We start from the raw sequence: 21,016 nt of genomic DNA, 5'->3' as shown, positions 1-21,016 counted from the left end.
AATAAAAGTTCGTATTGCCTGTTTTATGCTAAAAATAAGGCCATAGCAATTTTCGTGGCAATGATATTGTGAGCGTAAGGATGACGAGCGGCGGGCTGAGGACACGCTGCCGCCGGCAGTCTGTCTTCAACAGCGTTTTCAGGATTTTCAGAATGGCCGATGGTGCAAGCAACGCCGGTGTAACGACGAGTGGTATTTTCCAGAATTTTGCGCCGCCGGTGCGTGAGCAGACCCTGCTGCGCAAGGCGATCACTGCCGCCTATCGCCGTACCGAAGAAGAATGCATGGCGCCGTTGATCGAGGCGGCGACGGTGACGGCAGAACAGGCGAAAGCCATTCGCGAGACCGCTCGCAAACTGATCGAAGCATTGCGCGCCAAGACCAAGGGCACCGGCGTCGAAGGGCTGGTTCAGGAATATTCGCTCTCCAGCCACGAGGGTGTTGCCTTGATGTGCCTCGCCGAGGCCCTGCTGCGCATCCCCGACACTGCCACCCGCGATGCGCTGATCCGCGACAAGATCGCTCGCGGCGACTGGAAATCCCATATTGGCGGCGGCCGCTCGCTCTTCGTCAATGCCGCTACCTGGGGTCTCGTCATCACTGGCAAGCTTACCTCGACGGTGAACGATAGCGGCCTTTCGGCGGCGCTGACCAAGTTGATCGCCCGGGCTGGCGAACCCGTCATCCGCCGCGGCGTCGATATGGCGATGCGCATGATGGGCGAGCAGTTTGTGACCGGCGAGACGATTGGGGAAGCGATCAAGCGTTCCAAGCCGCTGGAAGAACAGGGCTTTCAGTACTCCTACGACATGCTGGGCGAAGCCGCGACCACCGCAAAGGATGCGGAGCGTTATTACAAGGATTATGAAAACGCCATCCACGCCATCGGCAAGGCCTCTGCCGGGCGCGGTATCTATGGCGGTCCGGGCATTTCCATCAAGCTTTCAGCGCTGCACCCACGTTATGCGCGCGCGCAGGCCGAACGCGTCATGGCAGAGCTTCTGCCCCGCGTGAGATCACTGATGCTGCTTAGCAAAAAATACGATATCGGCCTGAATATCGACGCTGAAGAAGCGGACCGGCTGGAATTGTCGCTTGATCTTCTGGAAGAACTGGCGCTGGACAAGGACCTTGCCGGATGGAACGGCCTCGGTTTCGTGGTGCAGGCCTATGGCCGCCGCTGCCCCTTCGTTCTGGATTACATTATCGACCTTGCCCGCCGTTCGAACCGCCGCATCATGGTGCGTCTTGTCAAGGGCGCCTACTGGGACGCCGAAATCAAGCGCGCGCAGGTGGAGGGGCTGGAAGACTTCCCGGTCTTTACCCGCAAGGTGCACACCGATGTCTCCTACATTGCCTGCGCCCGCAAGCTGCTCGCCGCGCGCGATGTGATATTCCCGCAATTTGCGACCCATAATGCGCAGTCCATGGCGACGATCTATCATCTTGCCGGTCCAGACTTCAAACTTGGCGACTACGAGTTCCAGTGCCTGCATGGCATGGGCGAACCGCTTTACAGCGAGGTCGTCGGCAAGAGGAAGCTCGACCGGCCGTGCCGCTTCTACGCCCCGGTCGGCACCCATGAAACGTTGCTGGCCTACCTCGTCCGCCGCTTGCTGGAGAACGGTGCCAACTCCTCTTTCGTCAACCGCATTGCCGACCCCGCGGTGCCGGTGGATTCCCTGCTGGAAGACCCGGCCGCCGTCGTCAAGGCCCATAACGTTCCCGGCGCACGTCACGACCGCATCGCCGCCCCTGCCGACCTGTTCGGGCCGCAACGTAAAAATTCCGCCGGCCTCGATCTCTCCAGCGAAACGACACTCGCTGCTCTCGACAAGGTCCTGAAGGCCGGGGCATCGGCCGAGTGGAAAGCGGCCGCGCCGCAAGCGGGCGGCGCAACGCGGCCGGTTCTCAACCCGGGCGACCACAATGATATCGTCGGATACGTCACCGAACCGACGGAAGCTGATGTGGAAGCGGCCATGCAGCGCGCGGCATCCTCGAACTGGCCGTCCACCCCCGTGGAAGAGCGCGCCGCCTGCCTGGAGCGCGCCGCCGACGCCATGCAGGCCGAAATGCCCGATCTGCTCGGCCTTGTCATGCGCGAGGCGGGAAAATCCATGCCGAACGCCATTGCCGAGGTGCGCGAGGCCATCGACTTCCTGCGTTATTACGCAGCGGAAGCGCGCAGGAATTTCGCGGCCGGCGAAAAGCCGCTCGGCCCGGTCGTCTGCATCAGCCCATGGAACTTCCCGCTCGCCATCTTCATCGGTCAGGTGACGGCGGCGCTGGTGGCCGGTAATCCGGTTCTGGCAAAGCCTGCTGAAGAGACCCCGCTCATCGCCGCCCAGGGCGTGCGCCTGTTGCATGAGGCCGGCGTTCCGCAAGACGCTGTGCAGCTTCTGCCGGGCGACGGCAAGACGGGTGCAGCACTCGTGGGTTCGCCGCTGACGGCAGGCGTCATGTTCACCGGCTCCACGGAAGTGGCGCGGCTCATTCAGGGGCAGCTTGCCGGCCGGGTTCTGGCGAATGGCCAGCCGGTACCGCTGATTGCCGAAACCGGCGGCCAGAACGCCATGATCGTCGATTCCTCGGCTCTTGCCGAACAGGTCGTCGCCGACGTCATCGCATCCGCCTTCGACAGCGCCGGCCAGCGCTGCTCGGCGCTGCGCATTCTCTGCCTGCAGGAAGATGTTGCGGACCGCACACTGACCATGCTGAAAGGCGCGCTGCATGAGCTGCGCATCGGCCGCACCGATCGACTCTCGGTTGATGTCGGCCCGGTCATCACCGCCGAGGCCAAGGGAACCATCGAAAAACACATCGAGGACATGCGTTCGCTCGGTCACCGCATCGAGCAGATCACACTTGCGGGCGAAACCGGCAAGGGCACGTTCGTGCCGCCGACCATCATCGAGATGAAGTCCCTTGCGGATCTGAAACGCGAAGTTTTCGGTCCGGTGCTGCATGTCATCCGCTTCAAGCGCGACAATCTCGACCGGCTGATCGATGAGATCAACGCCACCGGTTACGGCCTGACCTTCGGTCTGCACACACGTCTCGATGATACCATCCAGCACGTGCTCTCCCGTGTCGCGGCCGGCAATCTTTATGTGAACCGCAACATCATCGGCGCAGTCGTCGGCGTACAGCCGTTTGGCGGACGCGGTCTTTCCGGCACGGGCCCCAAGGCGGGCGGCCCGCTCTATCTCGGGCGCATGACGCAAAAGGCACCGAAGATCGACCGCATCGCCAGCCAGCAGGATCAGGCCGCCGTCGATCTCGCCCGCTGGCTTGACGAAAACGGCGAGACGGTCGCGGCGGAAGCCGCAAGGCAGGCCGCGGCGCTTTCCGGCCTTGGCTTCGAGACCGAACTGGCAGGCCCTGTCGGTGAGAGAAATGTCTATGCGCTGCATCCGCGCGGAAAGGTTTTGCTGGTCCCGGCAACCGAACAGGGGCTTTACCGCCAGCTCGCGGCAGCGCTTGCGGCCGGAAATGCGGTTGTCATTGACAACGCGTCGGGGCTTGAAAAGTCGATCTATGGCTTGCCGGCAACCGTCACCTCGCGCATCGTCTGGGCGGATGACTGGGCAAAGTCAGGCCCCTTTGCCGGTGCGCTGGTTGAAGGCGATGCGGAGCGTGTGGTTGAGATCAACAGGAAAATCTCGGCTCTTTCCGGTCCGCTGGTTCTCGTTCAGGCCGCTACCACGGAAGCGCTTTCCGGAGAAAGCCAGCCCTATACGCTGGACTGGCTGGTGGAAGAGGTCTCCGTCAGCGTCAACACCACCGCCGCTGGCGGCAATGCCAGCCTGATGAGCATTGGCTAAAACATGGGGCGGCAGGGTCGTCTTGGCCCTGCCGCGACACCCATTATTACCCTGTAACCTCTCCCCGGCCGAAGAGCTGGTTCAGAACCTGCTCTTCCAGTCTCGCAAACTCCGCCGTGCCATGGCGGCGCGGACGCGGCAGCTTCACATCGAGGTCGAGTGCGATGCGGCCCTCATCGATGACGACGATGCGATCGGCGAGCGCCACGGCCTCGGAAACATCATGCGTGACGAGCACGGCGGTGAATTTCTGCTTGCGCCAGATGCGCTCCAGCAAAAGCTGCATTTCGATGCGGGTGAGCGCGTCGAGCGCGCCGAGCGGCTCATCCAGCGCCAGGATCTGCGGATGGGCGACAAGCGCCCGCGCCAGCGCAACACGCTGCTTCTGTCCGCCGGAAAGCACATAGGGCCATTCCCCTGCCCGGTCTTTCAGTCCCACCTCTTCAAGAATGGCAAGCGCCTGTTCCTGCGCCGCCTCGCCCCTGGCGATGCCGGTCAATCCCACTGAAACGTTATTCGCGATACGCTCCCACGGCAGAAGACGCGGCTCCTGAAACATCATGCGGGTGCGGCTTGACGCATCCTTAGAGACGGTTCCGGTCGTCGGGGTGTCGAGGCCGGCCAGAATACGCAAAAGCGTACTCTTGCCACAGCCGCTTTTGCCGATAATGGCCAGAAACTCGCCTTCCCGCACATCGAGATCAATGCCACGCAGAACCGGCTTGTCGCCGAAGCTCTTCGTGACGTTGCGGAAGCTGAAGGCAACCTTAGCTTCGGTCGATTTCGGGCCGGGTTCGATCTTTGCCTCCGCTCCTGGCGGCGGGGATGGCTGGGCATCAGGGCGTCTCAACGTCGTCACATTACCGGTCGACATGGGTTACCTCAGACTTTCTTGAAGGCTGGATGCCATTGCAGGAAGATGCTTTCGAGGAAGCGGGCAAAACTGTCCGCCAGCTTGCCGAGAAGCGCATAGATAAGGATCGACAGCACGACGACGTCGATCAGCAGGAACTCGCGCGCCTGCATGGCCATGTAGCCAAGGCCCGACGAGGAGGAAATGGTTTCCGCCACGATCAGTGTCAGCCACATGATGCCGAGCGCATAACGCAGGCCGGTGAAAATCGAGGGCAGCGCGCCGGGCAGGATCACCCGCCGGAACAGCGTGAAGGGCGACATGCCGTAGGTACGGCCCATTTCCACCAGTTGCGGATCGACGCCCTGGATGCCGAGCAGCGTGTTGATGTAGATCGGGAAAAATACGCCGAGCGCGACCAGAAAGAGCTTCGCTTCCTCATCGATGCCGAACCACAGGATGACGAGCGGAATGAGCGCCAGATGCGGAATGTTGCGGATCATCTGCAGCGTTGTATCGGTGAAACTGCGGGAGAACTTCGACAGACCGTTCGCCAGCCCGAAGATGAAGCCGATGGAGCCGCCGATGGCGAAACCGGCGAGTGCACGGGCGGAACTGACACCGATATTGGCGAGGAGTTCCCCCGAGAGCAGAAGCCGCCAGAAGGCTTCGGCGACTGCGGAGGGGGCGGGCAGCACATTGGCGGAAATCACCCCCGCGCGCGCCGCCACCTCCCATCCTGCAAGGATGAGTGCGGGAAGCAGCCAGCCGATGATGCCGCCGAACTCGATGCGCTTACTGCTGCTCACGGCATGTCCCTCCGGCTCAGTTGGTGGCGCCCGACCAGACGGCATCCTTGATGCTGATCTGTTTCGGGATCAGGCCGAGACGATAAAAGCGATCCGCCGTTTCCTGCTGGCTGGCGATGATCTTGTCATCGATCTTGGTAATGCCGAATTCCGAACGGTTCGCGGCAAGCGTCTGTGCCTCCAGCGGCACGCCCGTCACCTCATGCAGCGCCGCAGCGACCTTGTCGCGATTGGCGGCGGACCACTTCGCAGCCTCACCGAGCGCATCGATCGTCGTGTTGATGGTATCGCCATGCGATTTGGCGTAGTCGCGATTGGCGAGGAAATAGGTGCTGACAGCAAGCACATCGCTGGTGCGGGCCAGCGTCACCGGCTTGTATCGGGTTTCGGCAATCGCATAGAAAGGATCCCAGACGGCCCAGGCGTCGATCTTGTCGCTGGCGAAGGCTGCCGCGGCATCGGCAGGACTGAGATAGGTCACCTCGATATCGCTGAATTTCAGGCCATTCTTTTCCAGAGCCGCGACGAGCAGGTTATGTGCACTGGTGCCTTTGCCGACGCCAACCTTCTTGCCCTTCAGATCGGCAACCGACTTGATGCCGCTTTCGGGTTTGGTGAAGATCGCCTCGCCCTTACCGTTCGAGGGAAGCGCCGCCACATAAACGATGGCCGAACCCGCTGCCTGGCCGAAGATCGGCGGTGCATCACCTGTCCAGCCGACATTGATGGAGCCGACATTCAGGGCTTCCACCAGCGGCGGGCCTGCGGTGAATTCGACCCATGAAACCTTCACGCCCTTGGCTTCGAGCGCCTTTTCGATGACGCCCTGCTGGCGGGCGATAACAGGCAGGCCGGTTTTCTGATAACCGATCTTCAACTCTTCCGCCGCCCCTGCCTGCAGCGGCAGGACGGAGAATGCGGCGGCGGCAAAAAGGCTGGCGGAAAGCGCGCGTCGGGTGATGGCTGGCATTTCATCTCCTTATCACCAGCCCCTCTGGCCGGATCACGATATGGAGCAATGCTATGGTTTTCCATTAAAACGATAGAGAGACGATAATTCAATATCGGCAATGTTGCGGGAATAAAATTTCGCGCAACCACATGTTTTCCGCAAATCATCGCGGAGGCCCTTGTCAGACCCATCGAACAGAAATGCCGGCGCGGAGGAAGCCGCACCGGCATGATGGATCAATTTCTCTTCCGACAACGCGATCGAAAAGTCGATTACTCGATATCGAAGGAAACCCCCTGCGCCAGCGGTAGCGCCTTGGAGTAGTTGATCGTGTTGGTGGCGCGGCGCATATACGCCTTCCACGCATCCGAACCGGATTCACGGCCGCCGCCAGTTTCCTTCTCACCGCCGAAGGCACCGCCGATTTCCGCACCCGACGTGCCGATATTGACGTTGGCGATACCGCAATCGGAGCCTTCCGACGACAGGAAACGTTCCGATTCCTGTATGTCGCGGGTGAAAATGGACGACGAAAGACCGGCGGCAACGGCGTTGTGCGCTTCAATCGCCTGATCGAGATCGCTGTACTTCATGACGTACAGGATCGGGGCGAAAGTCTCTTCCAGAACGGGGCCAACCTGCTTCGGCATTTCGACCAGCGCCGGTTTCACATAATAGGCATCTGCCGCACCCGTATCCACGCGCCCGCCCCCATTCACCACGCCGCCGGCCGCCTTGGCCGCTTCGAGCGCTTTCTGCATGGCCTCGAATGCCGCCTTGTCGACCAGCGGGCCTACGAGTGCGGAGGTTTCCAGCGGGTTGCCGACGGAGACGGAAGAATAGGCCTTTTTCAGGCGTGGCACGAGCTCGTCATACACGCTTTCATGCACGAAAAGGCGGCGAAGCGTGGTGCAGCGCTGGCCGGCCGTGCCCATCGCACCGAAGGCGATGGCGCGCAATGCCATGTCGAGATCGGCAGAGGGGCAGACGATGCCTGCATTGTTGCCACCGAGTTCAAGAATGGCACGGGCGAAGCGTTTCGCCAGACGCGGCCCGACATCACGGCCCATGCGGGTGGAGCCGGTGGCCGAAACCAGCGGCACCTTGGGATTATCCACCAATGCCTCGCCGACCGCGCGGTCGCCGATCAGCAGTTGGGACAGACCTTCCGGCGCATCGCCGAAGCGGGCGGCAGCGCGTTCGAAAATGCCCTGCACGGCAAGCGCCGTCAGCGGCGTCTTTTCGGACGGCTTCCAGACAACCGCGTTACCACAGACGAGGGCAAGTGCGGCATTCCACGACCAGACGGCGACCGGGAAGTTGAAGGCGGAGATGACGCCGACGACGCCGAGCGGATGCCAGGTTTCCATCATCCGGTGGCCGGGGCGTTCGGTGGCGATGGTGAGGCCATAAAGCTGGCGGGAAAGACCGACCGCGAAATCGCAGATATCGATCATTTCCTGCACTTCGCCCAGACCTTCTGACGGGATTTTGCCCGCTTCCAGCGACACGAGACGGCCGAGATCGGCCTTGAAAGCGCGCAGTTCTTCACCAAGCAGCCGGATCAGCTCACCACGGCGCGGCGCGGGAACATTACGCCACGCCTTGAAGGCAGCCTCCGCCCTGTCGATCACGGCCGCTACGCCCTCGACCGACACGGTCTTCAGACTTGCAATTCGCTCGCCTGTCACCGGGCTGAAAGAGGCCATGTCGCCACCAGTGTAGAGATCGCGGGCAACGCCCATCCTCTCGAGCAGGGCGGCGGCTTCCTGTTTCACGTCAAGCTTCGTCATCGCATCCATGTCCATCGTCCTTTTGGTTGAAAGGGGAGGAAAGGCCGTTTGATACGGCGCTTAAACTCCCGTCACTCATCTTTCCCCGAATTTTTCATTCGTTGTTTGAAACTGGGACCGGCCACGCGGAAAACGCCGTTCCATTCTTTCCCGTAATCATATATGACCATAACAACCCGTTTCCAATGACAAACGCGGGTAAGTTGATGCGAGAATGGAATGGATCCGCGCAGAAGACTGGTTCCTGATATCGTTACCCTGCAAGCGTTCGAATGCGCGGCACGGCATGGCAATTTTACGCGCGCTGCCGAAGAACTCAACCTCACGCAAAGCGCGGTTAGCCGACAGATCGGCGAGCTGGAAGCGCAAACGGGCATGCAGCTTTTCGAGCGCATCCGCAGACGGGTGGTACTTTCGGAAGCAGGGCGCAAATTCCTGCCCGACGTACGGCGCCTGTTGCAGCAATCCGAACAGTTGATGGTGCGGGCGGTTTCGGCGGGCACCTCGCATGCATCGCTCTCCGTCGCGACGCTGCCGACATTCGGTAGCCGCTGGCTGATGCCGCGCCTGTCCCGCTTCATCGATGCCAATCCTGACATGACGATTACGATTGGCTCACGCTCGCATCCGTTCGATTTCGATGAGGAGGGCTTCGATCTCGCCATTCATTATGGGCAGCCGGTCTGGGCGCATGGCACCTGCACCTTCTTATGCAATGAGGTGATCGTGCCGGTTGCCAGCCCTTCCCTGCTTCGCCGCGCCGGCGTGAACCGGGTGCAGGATCTGGCCGGACAGCCGCTGCTGCATGTCACGACCCGGCCGAAGCTCTGGACGGAATGGCTGGAAATGAACGGTGTGACGGCTGACAATGCTTATCAGGGTAGCCGTTTCGACCAGTTTTCGATGATCATCGAAGCCGCCGCGAGCGGCATCGGCTTTGCCCTCCTGCCGAGATATCTCATCGAGGCGGAACTTGCCTCCGGCCGCCTCGAAATCGTTTTTGACATCCCCCTGCAGACCGACAAGAGCTACTACGTAGCCCTGCCGGAAGGACGGCGGGACAATGCGCTTGCCCGCGCCTTTCAGGCCTGGCTGCTCGATCAGGTCGGCAAGCCGGTTTAATCCGCACCAGTTCGGTTCACATCGGCGATCAGAGGCGATTGCGGAAAAACGGGTTCCAGCGCACGGTGCCGAGCCTGACCTTTTCGCGGATCATCGTCAGCAGTCCCGAGCCAGCGATGACGGCAAGACCGAGTACCGCGATGGCATCGGGATATTCGTGAAAGAAGGTCATACCGATCGCCACCGCCCAGAGGATCTGCGAATAGTGCGAGGGCGCGATCTGGCTTGCCGGCGCAATGCGGGTGGCAACCAGAAGCGTGATCTGTCCCGTGGCCGTGCAAAGGCCGATGAAGGCGAAGGCCAGCAACTGGTGCAGGTTGGGCATGACGAATTCGGGAATGGAAGCGATGCCGTTGAAAGTCAGGCCGTAAATCAACAGCACACCCATGATCGAGGTGCGCTTTTCCTTGCCCGCCAGCGAGCGCAACAGGACGATGGTCATGGCGGCAAGGAATGCCACGCCGATGGCGGCGATATGCCCGAGTTCCAGCGTCTTGAAGCCCGGCCGCACGACGAGGATGACGCCGACGATGCCGGCCAGAACCGCCGCCCAGCGCCAGGGGCCGATATTCTCCTTCAACACCACGGCGGAAAGCACGGTGACGAAGAGCGGTGACAGGAAGATCAGCGCATAGGCTTCCGCCAGCGGAATGGTGGTGAAGGCATAAATACCGAAAATACCCGCGAACAGGCCGGAAATGGCGCGACCGTGCACCGCGAACGGCCGGCTCATGCGCCAGAACTCACGCCACCTTTCCTCGCGCGGTTTGCTGAAGAAGATGAAGATGCCGGAGAACAGGATGCTGAAAAAGCCGATTTCGAAAACGCTGATCTGCGATCCAAGCGACTTGATGGTGGCATCGCCCATGGAAAAGGTCGCGTAGGCGAACAGACCGAGCAGAAAACCCTTTTGCATTTAAACGTCCCCGAAAATCGACCGCAACGCAAAGCTTCTCCCAGCCGCGTGGAACGCGGCCTGGACGCCCCCACTCCGGGGGACAGACAGTCTGGCAGATTTTGATCCTCTCCCTACGGCTAGACCCGGCTACCTATGAGTGCAAGCCGGAAAAATCGTAAAATGGTCCGATTGAACGCGACCAGTGCAAATGGCTGCAAGGTGCGGCAAATTTGTCCCGTCCGCCATCACATCCCCGTCATGGAAAGACGTTAGCCGGTGTTGATCGCGGCGCTTGGCGACGGGCATGAAGGCGGCTAAATATTATCCTGCGATTTTCACCCGATGATTTCCCCGGCTGATATTGCTGCGTTACCATGGCCTCGCTAACCGAAAGGAAAAAGAATGCGGATTGTGATGATCGGTTCGGGTTATGTCGGCCTTGTGTCCGGCGCGTGTTTTGCAGATTTCGGCCATGACGTGGTTTGCGTCGACAAGATGCCGGAAAAGATCGAAGCCTTGAAAAATGGCCATATCCCGATCTTCGAGCCGGGTCTGGAGACCATCGTCGCCAACAATGCCAAAGCCGGGCGGTTGAGCTTCACCACCGATCTCTCCGCCGCCGTTGCCAAGGCCGACGTGGTCTTCATCGCGGTCGGCACGCCTTCACGGCGCGGGGACGGCCATGCCGATCTCGGTTATGTCTATGCGGCGGCAAAGGAAATTGGCCATGCGCTGGATGGTTTTACCGTAATCGTCACCAAATCCACCGTTCCCGTCGGCACCGGCGACGAAGTGGAACGAATTATCCATGAGGAAAACCCCTCGGCCGATTTCGCCGTGGTTTCCAACCCGGAATTTCTGCGCGAAGGTGCGGCGATAGAGGATTTCAAGCGGCCGGACCGTATCGTCGTCGGCCTGTCGGATGAACGTGCCCGGCCGGTCATGACCGAGGTTTACCGCCCGCTTTATCTCAACCAGTCGCCGCTGCTCTTCACCACCAGACGTGCTTCCGAACTCATCAAATACGCCGCCAACGCCTTTCTGGCGATGAAGATCACCTTCATCAACGAAATGGCCGATCTGTGCGAAAAGGTTGGCGCCAATGTGCAGGATGTCTCGCGCGGTATTGGCCTCGATGGCCGTATCGGCCCGAAATTCCTGCATGCCGGCCCTGGTTATGGCGGCTCCTGTTTTCCGAAGGATACGCTGGCGCTCGCCAAGACCGCGCAGGATTATGACGCGCCGGTGCGGCTGATCGAGACCACCATCGCCATCAACGACAACCGCAAGCGCGCCATGGGCCGCAAGGTCATCAACGCCGTGGGTGGTGACGTGCGCGGCAAGAAGATCGCCGTGCTCGGCCTCACCTTCAAGCCGAATACCGACGACATGCGCGACAGCCCGGCGATCGCCATCATCCAGACCCTGCAGGACGGGGGCGCGAAGGTGGTGGGTTACGATCCGGAAGGCATGGCGAATGCCCGCCATCTGATCGAGGACATCGATTACGCAACCGGGCCTTATGAGGCTGCGGAAGGCGCTGACGCGGTGGTCATCGTGACGGAGTGGAACCAGTTCCGCGCCCTCGACCTGCCGCGCCTCAAGGCGATCATGAAAAGCCCGGTGCTGGTGGATTTACGCAATATTTACCGCACCGACGAAGTCGCCGCCCATGGCTTCATCTATGCCGCCGTCGGTCGCCCGCAGGAAGGCGGTTCTGATAACGACGCTTGAAGGCGTCGCCATCGCAGTTTCATCAAAAGGTTTTCTGCGTTTCGGTTTAACCGCAGACGCACCAATGGATTCGGGAAATCATCATGCGTTATCTGGTCACCGGCACAGCAGGCTTTATCGGCTTTTACGTCGCCAAGCGTCTGCTCGATGCTGGTCATTTCGTCACCGGCTTCGACGGCATGACGAAATATTACGATGTCAGCCTCAAGGAAAAGCGTCACGCCATTCTTTCCCGCTCCAACGGCTTCCGGGCGGAGATCGGCATGCTCGAGGATACGGATGCGCTGAAGCGCGCGGCCGACGCCTCCGAGCCTGAAATCATCATTCATCTCGCCGCCCAGGCGGGTGTGCGTTACAGCCTTGAAAATCCCCGCGCCTATGTCGATTCCAATCTCCTTGGCTCGTTCAACATGCTGGAGCTTGCCAGAAGCCTTGATGTCAAGCACCTGATGCTGGCATCGACCTCCTCCATCTACGGCGCCAATGAGAAAATCCCGTTTGCGGAAAGCGACAAGGCCGATGAGCCGATGACGCTTTACGCCGCCACCAAGAAGTCGATGGAACTGATGGCGCACAGTTATGCCCATCTGCACAAACTGCCCACCACCGCCTTTCGTTTCTTTACAGTCTACGGTCCTTGGGGGCGGCCGGACATGGCGCCGATCAAATTCGTCGACGCCATCTCGAACGGCCGCCCGATCGATATCTACGGTCAAGGCAGAATGAGCCGCGACTTCACCTATATCGACGACCTGGTGGAGGGCATCGTCCGACTGAGCGCGGTCATCCCTTCCGAGGAAAACCGCGTCACACAAGAAGGCGTCACCGACACGCTCTCCCACCATGCACCATTCCGCGTGGTCAATATTGGCGGCGGCCAGCCGGTGGAACTGATGCATTTCGTCGAGACGGTCGAAAAAGCGGTTGGGAAACCGGCGGTCCGCAACATGCTGCCGATGCAGCAGGGTGACGTTCCCCGCACTTTCGCCTCGCCCGATCTTTTGAGAGCCCTTACCGGCTACGTGCCGCAGACGTCGGTCGAAGAGGGCATCAAGGCCCTCGTCGCCTGGTATCGGCAGATGCAATCCTCCTCGCTGCAGGAATAACTACAGCGTTGCCAGCAGGCGATTTGAGATGGTGCCGCCGGACGCGCTCTGCATGGCGATCTTGGTTTCCACTGCCTCTATGATCGTGTCGCTGAAATCCATATCCGTGAGGTCGCGGATATTGGAAAGCCCGCCCGGTGAAAACACGTTCACCTCCAGTATCTTGTCACCGACGATATCAAGTCCGACAAGGAACATGCCGTCCTCCACCAGCTTCGGCCGCACCATTTCGGCAAGCGCCACGATGTCGTCTGTCACCTTCACGGCCTCCGCCGTACCGCGGGCGTGGATGTTGGAACGCAGATCGCCTTTTGCAGGCACACGGCGAAGGGCGGCATATTTGCCGTCGCGCATCAGCGGCCGGCCATTCATCATGAAGAAGCGGATATCGCCGTCCTTAGCAGCCGGCAGATAGGCCTGCGCGATCAGATAACCCTCGAGGCTGACGGCTTCGAAAATCTGGTTGAGATTGGTTTCCTTGCTGGAGCCGATCTTGAAGACGTTCTTGCCGCCGGAGCCCTGCAGCGGCTTGACGATGACGCCTTTTGGATGGGCATCGGCGAAGGCTCGGATTTCATCCACATTGCGCGAAATAATCGTGGTCGGCCGGACGATTTCGGGAAAGCTCTGGAAATAGAGCTTGTTCTGCGCCAGCGCCAGACCTTCGGGATCGTTCAGTACGACGACACCGCGCTGTTCGGCGAGCCGACCGAACAGGATGCCGGCATGGACCGCCCAGGGCCGTGTGGTCTGGTCGAGCGAGGGATCGTTGCGCAGCATCAGAGCATCGACCTCCTCGACATCCATGGTCCGCCGTTCCAGCGTCTTGTCCTGAAGAGCAGCATGAAACGCTTCGGATTTCTTGTATTTCGCCTTCGGCAGCACCGTGGCATGGATCGTCAGGCTGTCATCCGAACGCAGGGTAAAGTCACCCGGCGTCAGATAGATAACCTCATGGCCGCGATTGAGCGCCGCCATGGCCAGCAGGCCGGTTGCAAAATTCGGCCCCTCGGTTTCAATCGAATTGACGAAAAATGCGATACGCATGAAGCCCCTCCTATAATGTCGCGAGTTCGGCAATGGATATTCCCGCCCGGATTTTTTCCAGACGCTCGTTGGCCCTGGCCGGCAGCAGGAATGCGGGCCTGACGCCTGGCGGGCGCAAAAGGCCGCGCAGGGCAAGCTCCTGCATGACCGGGAAATGCTGGGCGGCTATCTTGCCCATCCAGAACGGATCGAGCGCACCGCCCTTGCGCAGATGGTCCAGCACCTCGGCCAGCCCGCGCAGATAGATCGCGTCCTTCGAGAGGCCGCCGCCGCGATAGATGCGCAACGTCATGTTGAAGGCGCCAGCCTCATCAAAACCATGGTCGCGGGTCATGAGCCGGAACGTCTCCACAAAGCTGGCGCCATCCAGCATGGCGGCACAGCCGACGACGCGGGCCGCAATCAGCCGCAGGCGCTCGCGCGTCATTCCGCCAGCCAGATGCTCCGCGAGCACCGCCAGCCCTTCCTGCACGCCCTCATAGCCGGAGAGGCCGGTACGAAAGAGCCTGAGCCCCTGAAACGACCCATTGAAATAGGTGAGGAGATGCACGCCGATCTCATGCGACAGGAGCGCTTCGACACGGCGCTGTTCCATAACGGTGTGCCGGGAAATAAGAAGTTTCTCGCCCGTCACCATCAGACCCGGCGGCAGGTCGTCGCGGATTTCTACCCGTGCCTTGAAGCCCGGCTCCTCGGCCAAGTAGGACTCGACCATCTCGCGCGACTTCCGTGCGACGGCGTAACAATCTACCATCGCGATTTCGCCGCCCTCCTCCCGGCGGGGACAATCCTCCAGCACCCGCAGCGCCAGCGTCAGCAGCGCAGGTTCGACGGCGCCATAGAGGGCGCGGGAAAAATCCGTGAAAGTGCGCCGGTGCAGATTGGCCAGCATCGTCAGTTGCAGATCGATCTCCTGCTGTTTCTCCCGATAGAGATGGTAAAGCACCGGATCTTCCAGATGATCGAAAACCACCGAATAGAGCTTTCGCTTCTGCTCCTCGACATCGACGCCCAACGGCCGGTAGAGAAGACGCGGCGCGAACTGGAAGCTGCCGTCCCGAAATTCCTCGAAGGCCCGGCGGGCATTGATTGGCGTGACGGAGAGAAGGAAATCGAAGGACGATACGATATCGTCGATGGACCTGTCTGCGCGCCTGACCGCATCGACGAAGGCCTTGCGGCCGAGCGCCCTGTGGCTGGTCACCTTGAGCGCGTCCATCCCTGCAGAGAATGACGAGAAGGCTTGCAGGCCCGCGTCGAAAAGATCGGCGATCATCGTCTCGCGCAGGCCCGGATAATCGGCACCGGATTCCGGCTGTCTATAGATCGGCGCGAAACGGACACTGATACAGGGAAAGTCCAGTCCTGCATTCTGAAACCGGAGGATCGGGTCGCCTTCCGGCTCGGGCCGGGTGATGCGCGGTGTACGAAACCGTACCTCGGCGTCACACACAGCCTTGATGAATACCCGACGGGCCTTTTGTGTTTCCGGTTCGGCTGTTGCCGAAACGGAGACCTCATAATGCGGTAAGAAGGGTGAATCGTCGGCAAGCAGGATGTCGTGCTCCAACTCACCGATATCGAGCACGATGAAGGCGCCGAAACGCTCCCGCATGGCCGTACCCACGGCCTCGATCAACGGCGCGGCCTCCTGAACGGTCGAAGCAATGAGATAGGAAGCGTGAGCGGCGGCAATGTCGCGCGCGGCAAGATCTTTCGTGCCGCCGGTCAGATGCAGGCACAGGAAAGGTAGTGGCCGGTCGATATGAAGCCGGCCGTCTTTGCCGATATCGCGACGTATTGCCTTGCCTGCCTGGAGGCAGGATGTCACGTCATCCACCAGCTCGGCAGTGGGAGAAGGGACATCACGGGCGGCAGAAACATTCATCGCCGCGACCTCAGACATTCCTCGACAACGGGCTGAAGTGCCGTGATCATGTCCCGTATTTCCGACACTACGCGCCTGTCCGGCTTTCCTGTCCATTCGTCCATAAAGAATTTCTTGAACTCGATGGCGATGGCACAGCCGTTTTCCGCGAAACGCTCGTGAATGAAACGGGTCTGTTCCCCCTTGCCCTGAAACGCCACGTTCTCGCGGACATCAAGACGGCGTCCGGCAATGGTCGCTGACGCGAAATGATGACCGACGGCGCTGACGATATCGTTCCAGCGGCTGCGGTCCATGGAAAAGGTGCCGATATTGATATCGGGTGCTTCCGCAGGCGTGGTCGGCGGCGCAGCCGGACCCTGCCGGCGATGGTTGTAGGTGTGCACGTCTAGCACGACAAAAGCGCCGTGCCGCCGTTCGAGCGCGGCCAGCGTATTTTCCAGCATCGCGTAATAATCCGCGTGGAAATCCAGAGATTGCCGGACCGCTGCCGGCGCAGGCTCCTGTTTCCATACCTCAAGCCCCCAGGATTGTTCCGGCTTCAGATAGATGGCTTGATCGGCGGCGCGGTTGAGGTCGATTTCGAAACGTGAGTGGTGCACAATGACGCGGTTGGTCAATCCCGCAATCATGTCGCCGGTGAACGGATCTTCCTCTCTCAGGCGTTGTTCGCCCGAAAGGGCCATCAGCCCGGCTATATCTGGCCGTATGCGGTGACCGTCATGGATGGCCGTGCCGATAACCGGCGAATTGCCAAACCCGATCGTCCAGAAGCCCGTATTTTCATCCTTGCCGTCGCTGTGTCTGGCTACCATGCTGCCTCCCCTGCATCAGGGGTAAAACAGCACAAGCGGCCCGTTTGTTCCGGCAAAAATTGCGCGCGATTTATTGGGCCGCAGCACGCATGCGCCGTCAAAAAACTGCGGAACCATACCGGAAAGCTCACGTTGTTCTGGCAGGAGGGCCGCCGTGTCAAACGGACATGATGGCGCTGAAGAACATCGGGGTTTTTCCGTTTTCTCCCGGTGGCCAACGAAACGGCAGTCGAGCTTCTTACCCATCCGGCGTCCCTCCGTTCCCGATTCCACACACTAGGAGCCGCGACATGGAAAAAACCGAAACGCGCAAACTTGCGGAAGAATATCTGCGGCTCGGCGGCACGCGTCAGGTGATGATCGACGACAACAAGACATTTGTGCGCCAATGGGAGCACGAACCAGCTGCAGCCGAGACATTCTGGCAGACGCACATCGAACCGCTCGAAGCGGAACGCCGCAAGGACGTGGAATTTTTCCTCCCCTCCGTGAATTCGGACAAGGAAGATTGAACCCAAAGGAGACAGATATGACTGCTATTAACGCCGCAAAAATCCTTATCCTGGCAACTGACGGCTATGAACGCTCGGAGCTCAGGGTGCCCTACGATCAGCTCAAGGCCAAAGGCGCGGATGTAAAGATCGCCTCTATCAAGGAAGGAGAGATCAAAAGCTGGGATGAAAAGGACTGGGGCGACAGTATTGCCGTCGATCTCCTCGCGAAAAGCGTTCGCCCGGATGATTTCGATGCGCTGGTGCTTCCCGGCGGCCAGATCAATCCGGACGTGCTGCGCCATGACGAAGACGCCATGCGGGTGGTCCGCGACTTTCTGAAATCCGGCAAGGTGGTAGCGGCCATCTGCCACGCGCCCTGGCTTCTGGTCGAAGCCGACGCCCTTCGCGGCCGTGACGCCACATCCTATTGGTCGATCAAGACCGACCTGAAAAACGCCGGCGCCAACTGGAAGGATGAAAAGGTGGTTACCGACAAGGGGATCATAACCTCCCGCAGCCCCGATGACCTTGATGCCTTTGTGGCCAAGATCGTCGAAGAGGTGGAGGAAGGTCGCCACGAGCGCCGTGCCGCCTGATAAGCTCCGCATTCCTTTGTGCCGCCGGCTTCCGGCGGCACTTTTTTTGGGAGGAAGTCATGAAAAGCAGATTGCTGGCGAGCGCCGCCGAACGTACCTTCATTCTCGTGATCGAGCCGGAAGAAGAGGCATTCGACGCAATCCGCCGCTTTGCGCGGACCGAAAACATCAACGCGGCGTCGGTGACGGCGATCGGTGCCTTCTCCACCGCGACGCTTGCGTTTTTCGACCTTTTATCGCGAGAATACAAAGAAATACCCGTGACGGAACAGAGCGAGGTCCTGAGCCTGCTCGGCGATATTACCCTTGACGAAAACGATACGCCGAACCCGCACCTGCATGTCGTTCTGGGCTTTGACGATGGCTCGACCAAGGGCGGGCACTTTCTGAAAGGCGTGGTACGACCGACACTGGAGGTGGTTATCCGCGAAACACCCGCAGAACTGCGACGCAGCTATATCAGTGAGTTCGGCATAGCCCTCATCGACCCCGCGAAATAATCCCGCGGAACCGGAAAAACGCCATTGCGTTATCTCTTCACACGGGGGATGGCATGGCGGCGACAATCGATCGGGACGGTGAAGGCGACGACGAGGTCAGACAGTTTCTGACAGGTCTGGCGCGAGGAACGGCGGGCGCATTGCTGTTTGCCCTGCCCATGCTGATGACCATGGAGATGTGGTTTCTGGGCCTTTACATCAGCCCATGGCGGCTCCTGCTGCTTTGCGTCCTCAACCTGCCGCTGCTTCTACTTCTCGCCCGTCGGATCGGGTTCGAGAATATTCACTCCTGGAGCCAGGCGGCGCGAGACGCAATAACCGCCTATGGGCTGGGCGTCGCGGTGAGCGCGGCCGCACTTCTGCTGTTCGGTGTCCTCAACGACCAGATCACCGCCTCCAACATCGTCACAAAGGTTGCGTTACAATCCGTTCCCGCGAGCATAGGCGCCCTGCTTGGCCGCAGCCAGCTTGGACAGCATTCCGATGAGCAGGATGAAGAGAAAGGCGAATATTCGGGCGAGACCGGATATCTGCACGAGCTTTTCATGATGGTGGTGGGTGCGCTCTTTCTGAATCTCAACGTCGCGCCGACGGAAGAAATGATCCTCATCGCCTATAAGGTGACCCCCTATCACATTCTCGCCCTGTGCCTGCTGTCGATCGCCATCATGCATGGTTTCGTCTACGCGCTTCATTTCAAGGGCTCGCATCGGCTACACGAGGGACAGAAATGGTGGCAATCCTTCATCCGCTTCACCCTGCCGGGCTACGTCATCGCCATCGGCATCAGCATCTACACGCTCTGGACTTTCGAACGCCTCGACCACACCTCCCTGTCGCAGATATTGAATGCCGCCGTCATTCTCGGCGTTCCCGCCTCGATCGGCGCCGCCTCGGCCCGGCTGATCCTGTGAGGACATCATGACAATCTCCAAGGATGGAAAACACACGGAAAGTTCCGATCCGCACTGGATCGAATGGGTCACGGGCGCCATCTGCACCCTGCTCGTCGCCTCCATGCTCGGCTGGATCCTCTACGACATCTATCGCTACGAACCGGACGACGCCCGCTTCGAGATCGCCGTGACAGACGTTAACGGTGAGCCGGGGCAATATCGGGTGAAATTCGATATCCGCAATCTCTCCATGACGACGGCGGCGCAGGTGCAGGTACGCGGAGATCTGCAGCAGGACGGCGGCACGCAGGAAAGCGCGGACGTGACATTCGATTACGTCGCCTCGGAATCGCGCGACAGCGGAACGCTTTTCTTCCGCAACGATCCCGCAGGCGGGAGGCTTGTCATCAACGTCGCCGGCTATACCGAACCGTGACAGTTTTCAGGACCATTTCATGACCGCATCAGACCTGACGAAGGAACGCGACCTCAGGGAGTCAACCCCGCTCTGGGCCGATACGCCGCGGATCGGTGTCAGAAGCGGCAAGACGCCGAAAGACAACCACTACGACACAATCGTTGTCGGGACCGGTATCAGCGGCGCGCTGGTGGCCCACTCGCTGCATCGCCCGGGACGATCCATGCTGATCGTTGACCGACGCGAACCCGTCAAAGGCAGCAGCATGGCGAGCACCGCAATGATACAGCACGAGATCGACACGCCGCTGACGAAACTCCGGACGATGATCGGCAGGGAGGCTGCAGACAGGGCTTGGCAGCGCTCGGCGCGCGCGGTTCTTCGTCTGGAGGAAATCGTCACCTCGCTCAATATTTCCTGCGGCATGAGACGAAAACAGGCACTGTACCTCGCCGGTGACGACATGGGTTCGCGCGCGCTGAAGGCAGAGGCGGATGCCCGCGCAGAAGCCGGCATCGAGGCTGAGTTTCTCGGCGCCGCGCAACTGAGAGAGCATTATGGGTTGGAACGGACCGCCGCCATCGTCAGCGACATATCGGCCTCCGCCAATCCCGCCCAGTTGACAGCGGGTCTGCTGCGCCATACCGCGAGCGCTGGAGCGGAAATCGTCGCTCCTCTGGAAATCACCGATCTCAGAAACGTTGGCGACGAAGTAATCGTCGCCACTGCCAACGGGAAAATCCTCTCCGCCGGCAACATCGTATTTTGCACCGGGTATGAGTTCTTGAAAGCGCTTGAAAGCCCGACACACCGGATCATTTCCACCTGGGCGCTGGCCAGCAGGAAAGGGCTGGATCTGCCGGACTGGCTGCAAAGCCACATCGTATGGGAGGCGGCAGACCCCTATCTCTATCTGCGAACCGACCGTGAGGGACGAGTGATTGCCGGCGGCGAGGACGAGGAAAATCCTGTCTCCTATCAGTCGAAGAGCAAGCTGGCAGGCAAGACACGAACAATCCGCCGCAAGATTGAAACACTGCTGGGCGTGGATATCGGCGAACCCGATTATCGCTGGGCGGGAGCCTTTGGTACGACCACCACGGGCCTGCCGCTGATCGGCCTCGTTCCGGGCATGAAGAATGTCTATGCGGTGATGGGGTTCGGCGGCAACGGCATCACTTTCAGCCAGATCGCCGCCGAAATCGTGGCCGCCGCCATCAATGGCGGTACCGACCCCGACGCCGATCTTTTTCACTTCCGCTGATGCC

At 60.3% G+C, this 21,016-nt stretch carries 19 protein-coding genes; 10 read left to right on the top strand and 9 right to left on the bottom strand.

Annotated elements, in window-relative coordinates:
* Positions 1 to 152 precede the first annotated feature (152 nt).
* Positions 153 to 3,827: a trifunctional transcriptional regulator/proline dehydrogenase/L-glutamate gamma-semialdehyde dehydrogenase gene (gene putA, locus WA845_RS16120; RefSeq protein WP_112556674.1), complete on the top strand. Its 3,675-nt coding sequence runs from the start codon at positions 153 to 155 to the stop codon at positions 3,825 to 3,827.
* A gap of 46 nt (positions 3,828 to 3,873) precedes the next feature.
* Here putA and WA845_RS16115 read toward each other — a convergent pair whose 3' ends face one another.
* The 4 genes from WA845_RS16115 to amaB form a co-directional block, all read right to left on the bottom strand.
* A complete protein-coding gene (locus tag WA845_RS16115; RefSeq protein WP_112556676.1) occupies positions 3,874 to 4,701 on the bottom strand; it encodes an ABC transporter ATP-binding protein in 828 nt (275 codons plus the stop codon).
* 8 nt (positions 4,702 to 4,709) lie between these two features.
* On the bottom strand, positions 4,710 to 5,489 hold the full coding sequence (locus WA845_RS16110) for an ABC transporter permease subunit (RefSeq protein ID WP_004437949.1): 780 nt from the start codon (positions 5,487 to 5,489) through the stop codon (positions 4,710 to 4,712).
* Positions 5,490 to 5,505: 16 nt separating this feature from the next.
* The gene (locus WA845_RS16105) at positions 5,506 to 6,459 is read right to left on the bottom strand and encodes an aliphatic sulfonate ABC transporter substrate-binding protein (RefSeq protein WP_035210700.1); all 954 of its coding nucleotides are present in this window, start codon (positions 6,457 to 6,459) and stop codon (positions 5,506 to 5,508) included.
* Between the two features lie 254 nt (positions 6,460 to 6,713).
* A complete protein-coding gene (gene amaB / locus WA845_RS16100; protein ID WP_220367380.1) occupies positions 6,714 to 8,243 on the bottom strand; it encodes an L-piperidine-6-carboxylate dehydrogenase in 1,530 nt (509 codons plus the stop codon).
* 210 nt (positions 8,244 to 8,453) lie between these two features.
* Here amaB and WA845_RS16095 point away from each other — a divergent pair, with 210 nt between their 5' ends.
* The gene (locus WA845_RS16095; protein WP_112556680.1) at positions 8,454 to 9,356 is read left to right on the top strand and encodes a LysR family transcriptional regulator; all 903 of its coding nucleotides are present in this window, start codon (positions 8,454 to 8,456) and stop codon (positions 9,354 to 9,356) included.
* A 28-nt stretch (positions 9,357 to 9,384) separates the two neighbouring features.
* Here the strand turns inward: WA845_RS16095 and WA845_RS16090 are convergent, their stop codons facing one another.
* Positions 9,385 to 10,272, bottom strand: coding sequence for a DMT family transporter (locus WA845_RS16090; protein WP_112556682.1), 888 nt, complete (start codon positions 10,270 to 10,272; stop codon positions 9,385 to 9,387).
* A 384-nt stretch (positions 10,273 to 10,656) separates the two neighbouring features.
* Here WA845_RS16090 and WA845_RS16085 point away from each other — a divergent pair, with 384 nt between their 5' ends.
* On the top strand, positions 10,657 to 11,988 hold the full coding sequence (locus WA845_RS16085) for a UDP-glucose dehydrogenase family protein (RefSeq protein ID WP_112556684.1): 1,332 nt from the start codon (positions 10,657 to 10,659) through the stop codon (positions 11,986 to 11,988).
* An 83-nt stretch (positions 11,989 to 12,071) separates the two neighbouring features.
* Entirely contained in the window at positions 12,072 to 13,094 is a 1,023-nt protein-coding gene (locus WA845_RS16080; protein WP_112556686.1) for an NAD-dependent epimerase, read from the top strand.
* On the opposite strand, the gene WA845_RS16075 is transcribed toward WA845_RS16080, so the two are convergent.
* From WA845_RS16075 to WA845_RS16060, 4 genes are read right to left on the bottom strand one after another with little or no spacing between them, the layout of a single operon-like run.
* Positions 13,095 to 14,141: a glutathione synthase gene (locus tag WA845_RS16075; RefSeq protein WP_004437928.1), complete on the bottom strand. Its 1,047-nt coding sequence runs from the start codon at positions 14,139 to 14,141 to the stop codon at positions 13,095 to 13,097.
* Positions 14,142 to 14,151: 10 nt separating this feature from the next.
* Positions 14,152 to 16,029, bottom strand: a complete 1,878-nt coding sequence (locus tag WA845_RS16070) for a flavohemoglobin expression-modulating QEGLA motif protein (protein WP_072495045.1) — start codon at positions 16,027 to 16,029, stop codon at positions 14,152 to 14,154.
* On the bottom strand, positions 16,026 to 16,844 hold the full coding sequence (locus WA845_RS16065; protein WP_022563483.1) for an N-formylglutamate amidohydrolase: 819 nt from the start codon (positions 16,842 to 16,844) through the stop codon (positions 16,026 to 16,028). The genes WA845_RS16070 and WA845_RS16065 overlap by 4 nt, the downstream gene beginning before the upstream one ends.
* Positions 16,845 to 16,859: 15 nt before the next feature.
* On the bottom strand, positions 16,860 to 17,090 hold the full coding sequence (locus WA845_RS16060) for a hypothetical protein (RefSeq protein WP_004437918.1): 231 nt from the start codon (positions 17,088 to 17,090) through the stop codon (positions 16,860 to 16,862).
* Positions 17,091 to 17,134: 44 nt separating this feature from the next.
* Here WA845_RS16060 and WA845_RS16055 point away from each other — a divergent pair, with 44 nt between their 5' ends.
* The 6 genes from WA845_RS16055 to WA845_RS16030 are packed head-to-tail and all read left to right on the top strand — an operon-like array spanning position 17,135 to position 21,012.
* Complete coding sequence (locus tag WA845_RS16055; protein WP_006698052.1) at positions 17,135 to 17,356, top strand: hypothetical protein; 222 nt, start codon at positions 17,135 to 17,137, stop codon at positions 17,354 to 17,356.
* A 17-nt stretch (positions 17,357 to 17,373) separates the two neighbouring features.
* Positions 17,374 to 17,934, top strand: coding sequence for a DJ-1/PfpI/YhbO family deglycase/protease (locus WA845_RS16050; protein WP_004437914.1), 561 nt, complete (start codon positions 17,374 to 17,376; stop codon positions 17,932 to 17,934).
* A gap of 59 nt (positions 17,935 to 17,993) precedes the next feature.
* Positions 17,994 to 18,434 carry a PPC domain-containing DNA-binding protein gene (locus WA845_RS16045; protein WP_112556688.1) on the top strand — a complete coding sequence of 147 codons (441 nt, stop codon included), beginning with the start codon at positions 17,994 to 17,996 and terminating at the stop codon, positions 18,432 to 18,434.
* 53 nt (positions 18,435 to 18,487) lie between these two features.
* Entirely contained in the window at positions 18,488 to 19,348 is an 861-nt protein-coding gene (locus WA845_RS16040) for a TIGR02587 family membrane protein (RefSeq protein WP_004437909.1), read from the top strand.
* Between the two features lie 7 nt (positions 19,349 to 19,355).
* Positions 19,356 to 19,766, top strand: coding sequence for a TIGR02588 family protein (locus tag WA845_RS16035; RefSeq protein ID WP_022563477.1), 411 nt, complete (start codon positions 19,356 to 19,358; stop codon positions 19,764 to 19,766).
* A 19-nt stretch (positions 19,767 to 19,785) separates the two neighbouring features.
* Positions 19,786 to 21,012 carry an NAD(P)/FAD-dependent oxidoreductase gene (locus WA845_RS16030; RefSeq protein WP_022563476.1) on the top strand — a complete coding sequence of 409 codons (1,227 nt, stop codon included), beginning with the start codon at positions 19,786 to 19,788 and terminating at the stop codon, positions 21,010 to 21,012.
* The last annotated feature ends 4 nt before the right edge of the window (positions 21,013 to 21,016 follow it).

Source organism: Agrobacterium sp. CMT1, assembly GCF_037203725.1.
GTDB lineage: Bacteria > Pseudomonadota > Alphaproteobacteria > Rhizobiales > Rhizobiaceae > Agrobacterium > Agrobacterium pusense.
The sequence above is the reverse complement of the archived record's forward strand: the minus strand, read 5'-3'. Positions and strand labels throughout refer to the sequence as shown.

Bases quoted from the DNA above. Each gene is read 5' to 3' on its own strand.
- WA845_RS16060 (WP_004437918.1), bottom strand. From the start codon at position 17,090: ATGGGTAAGAAGCTCGACTGCCGTTTCGTTGGCCACCGGGAGAAAACG.
- WA845_RS16040 (WP_004437909.1), top strand. From the start codon at position 18,488: ATGGCGGCGACAATCGATCGGGACGGTGAAGGCGACGACGAGGTCAGA.
- putA (WP_112556674.1), top strand. From the start codon at position 153: ATGGCCGATGGTGCAAGCAACGCCGGTGTAACGACGAGTGGTATTTTC.
- WA845_RS16030 (WP_022563476.1), top strand. From the start codon at position 19,786: ATGACCGCATCAGACCTGACGAAGGAACGCGACCTCAGGGAGTCAACC.
- WA845_RS16055 (WP_006698052.1), top strand. From the start codon at position 17,135: ATGGAAAAAACCGAAACGCGCAAACTTGCGGAAGAATATCTGCGGCTC.
- WA845_RS16115 (WP_112556676.1), bottom strand. From the start codon at position 4,701: ATGTCGACCGGTAATGTGACGACGTTGAGACGCCCTGATGCCCAGCCA.
- WA845_RS16085 (WP_112556684.1), top strand. From the start codon at position 10,657: ATGCGGATTGTGATGATCGGTTCGGGTTATGTCGGCCTTGTGTCCGGC.
- WA845_RS16090 (WP_112556682.1), bottom strand. From the start codon at position 10,272: ATGCAAAAGGGTTTTCTGCTCGGTCTGTTCGCCTACGCGACCTTTTCC.
- WA845_RS16045 (WP_112556688.1), top strand. From the start codon at position 17,994: ATGAAAAGCAGATTGCTGGCGAGCGCCGCCGAACGTACCTTCATTCTC.
- WA845_RS16075 (WP_004437928.1), bottom strand. From the start codon at position 14,141: ATGCGTATCGCATTTTTCGTCAATTCGATTGAAACCGAGGGGCCGAAT.
- WA845_RS16065 (WP_022563483.1), bottom strand. From the start codon at position 16,844: ATGGTAGCCAGACACAGCGACGGCAAGGATGAAAATACGGGCTTCTGG.
- WA845_RS16070 (WP_072495045.1), bottom strand. From the start codon at position 16,029: ATGAATGTTTCTGCCGCCCGTGATGTCCCTTCTCCCACTGCCGAGCTG.
- WA845_RS16035 (WP_022563477.1), top strand. From the start codon at position 19,356: ATGACAATCTCCAAGGATGGAAAACACACGGAAAGTTCCGATCCGCAC.
- WA845_RS16105 (WP_035210700.1), bottom strand. From the start codon at position 6,459: ATGCCAGCCATCACCCGACGCGCGCTTTCCGCCAGCCTTTTTGCCGCC.
- WA845_RS16080 (WP_112556686.1), top strand. From the start codon at position 12,072: ATGCGTTATCTGGTCACCGGCACAGCAGGCTTTATCGGCTTTTACGTC.
- WA845_RS16050 (WP_004437914.1), top strand. From the start codon at position 17,374: ATGACTGCTATTAACGCCGCAAAAATCCTTATCCTGGCAACTGACGGC.
- amaB (WP_220367380.1), bottom strand. From the start codon at position 8,243: ATGGATGCGATGACGAAGCTTGACGTGAAACAGGAAGCCGCCGCCCTG.
- WA845_RS16095 (WP_112556680.1), top strand. From the start codon at position 8,454: ATGGATCCGCGCAGAAGACTGGTTCCTGATATCGTTACCCTGCAAGCG.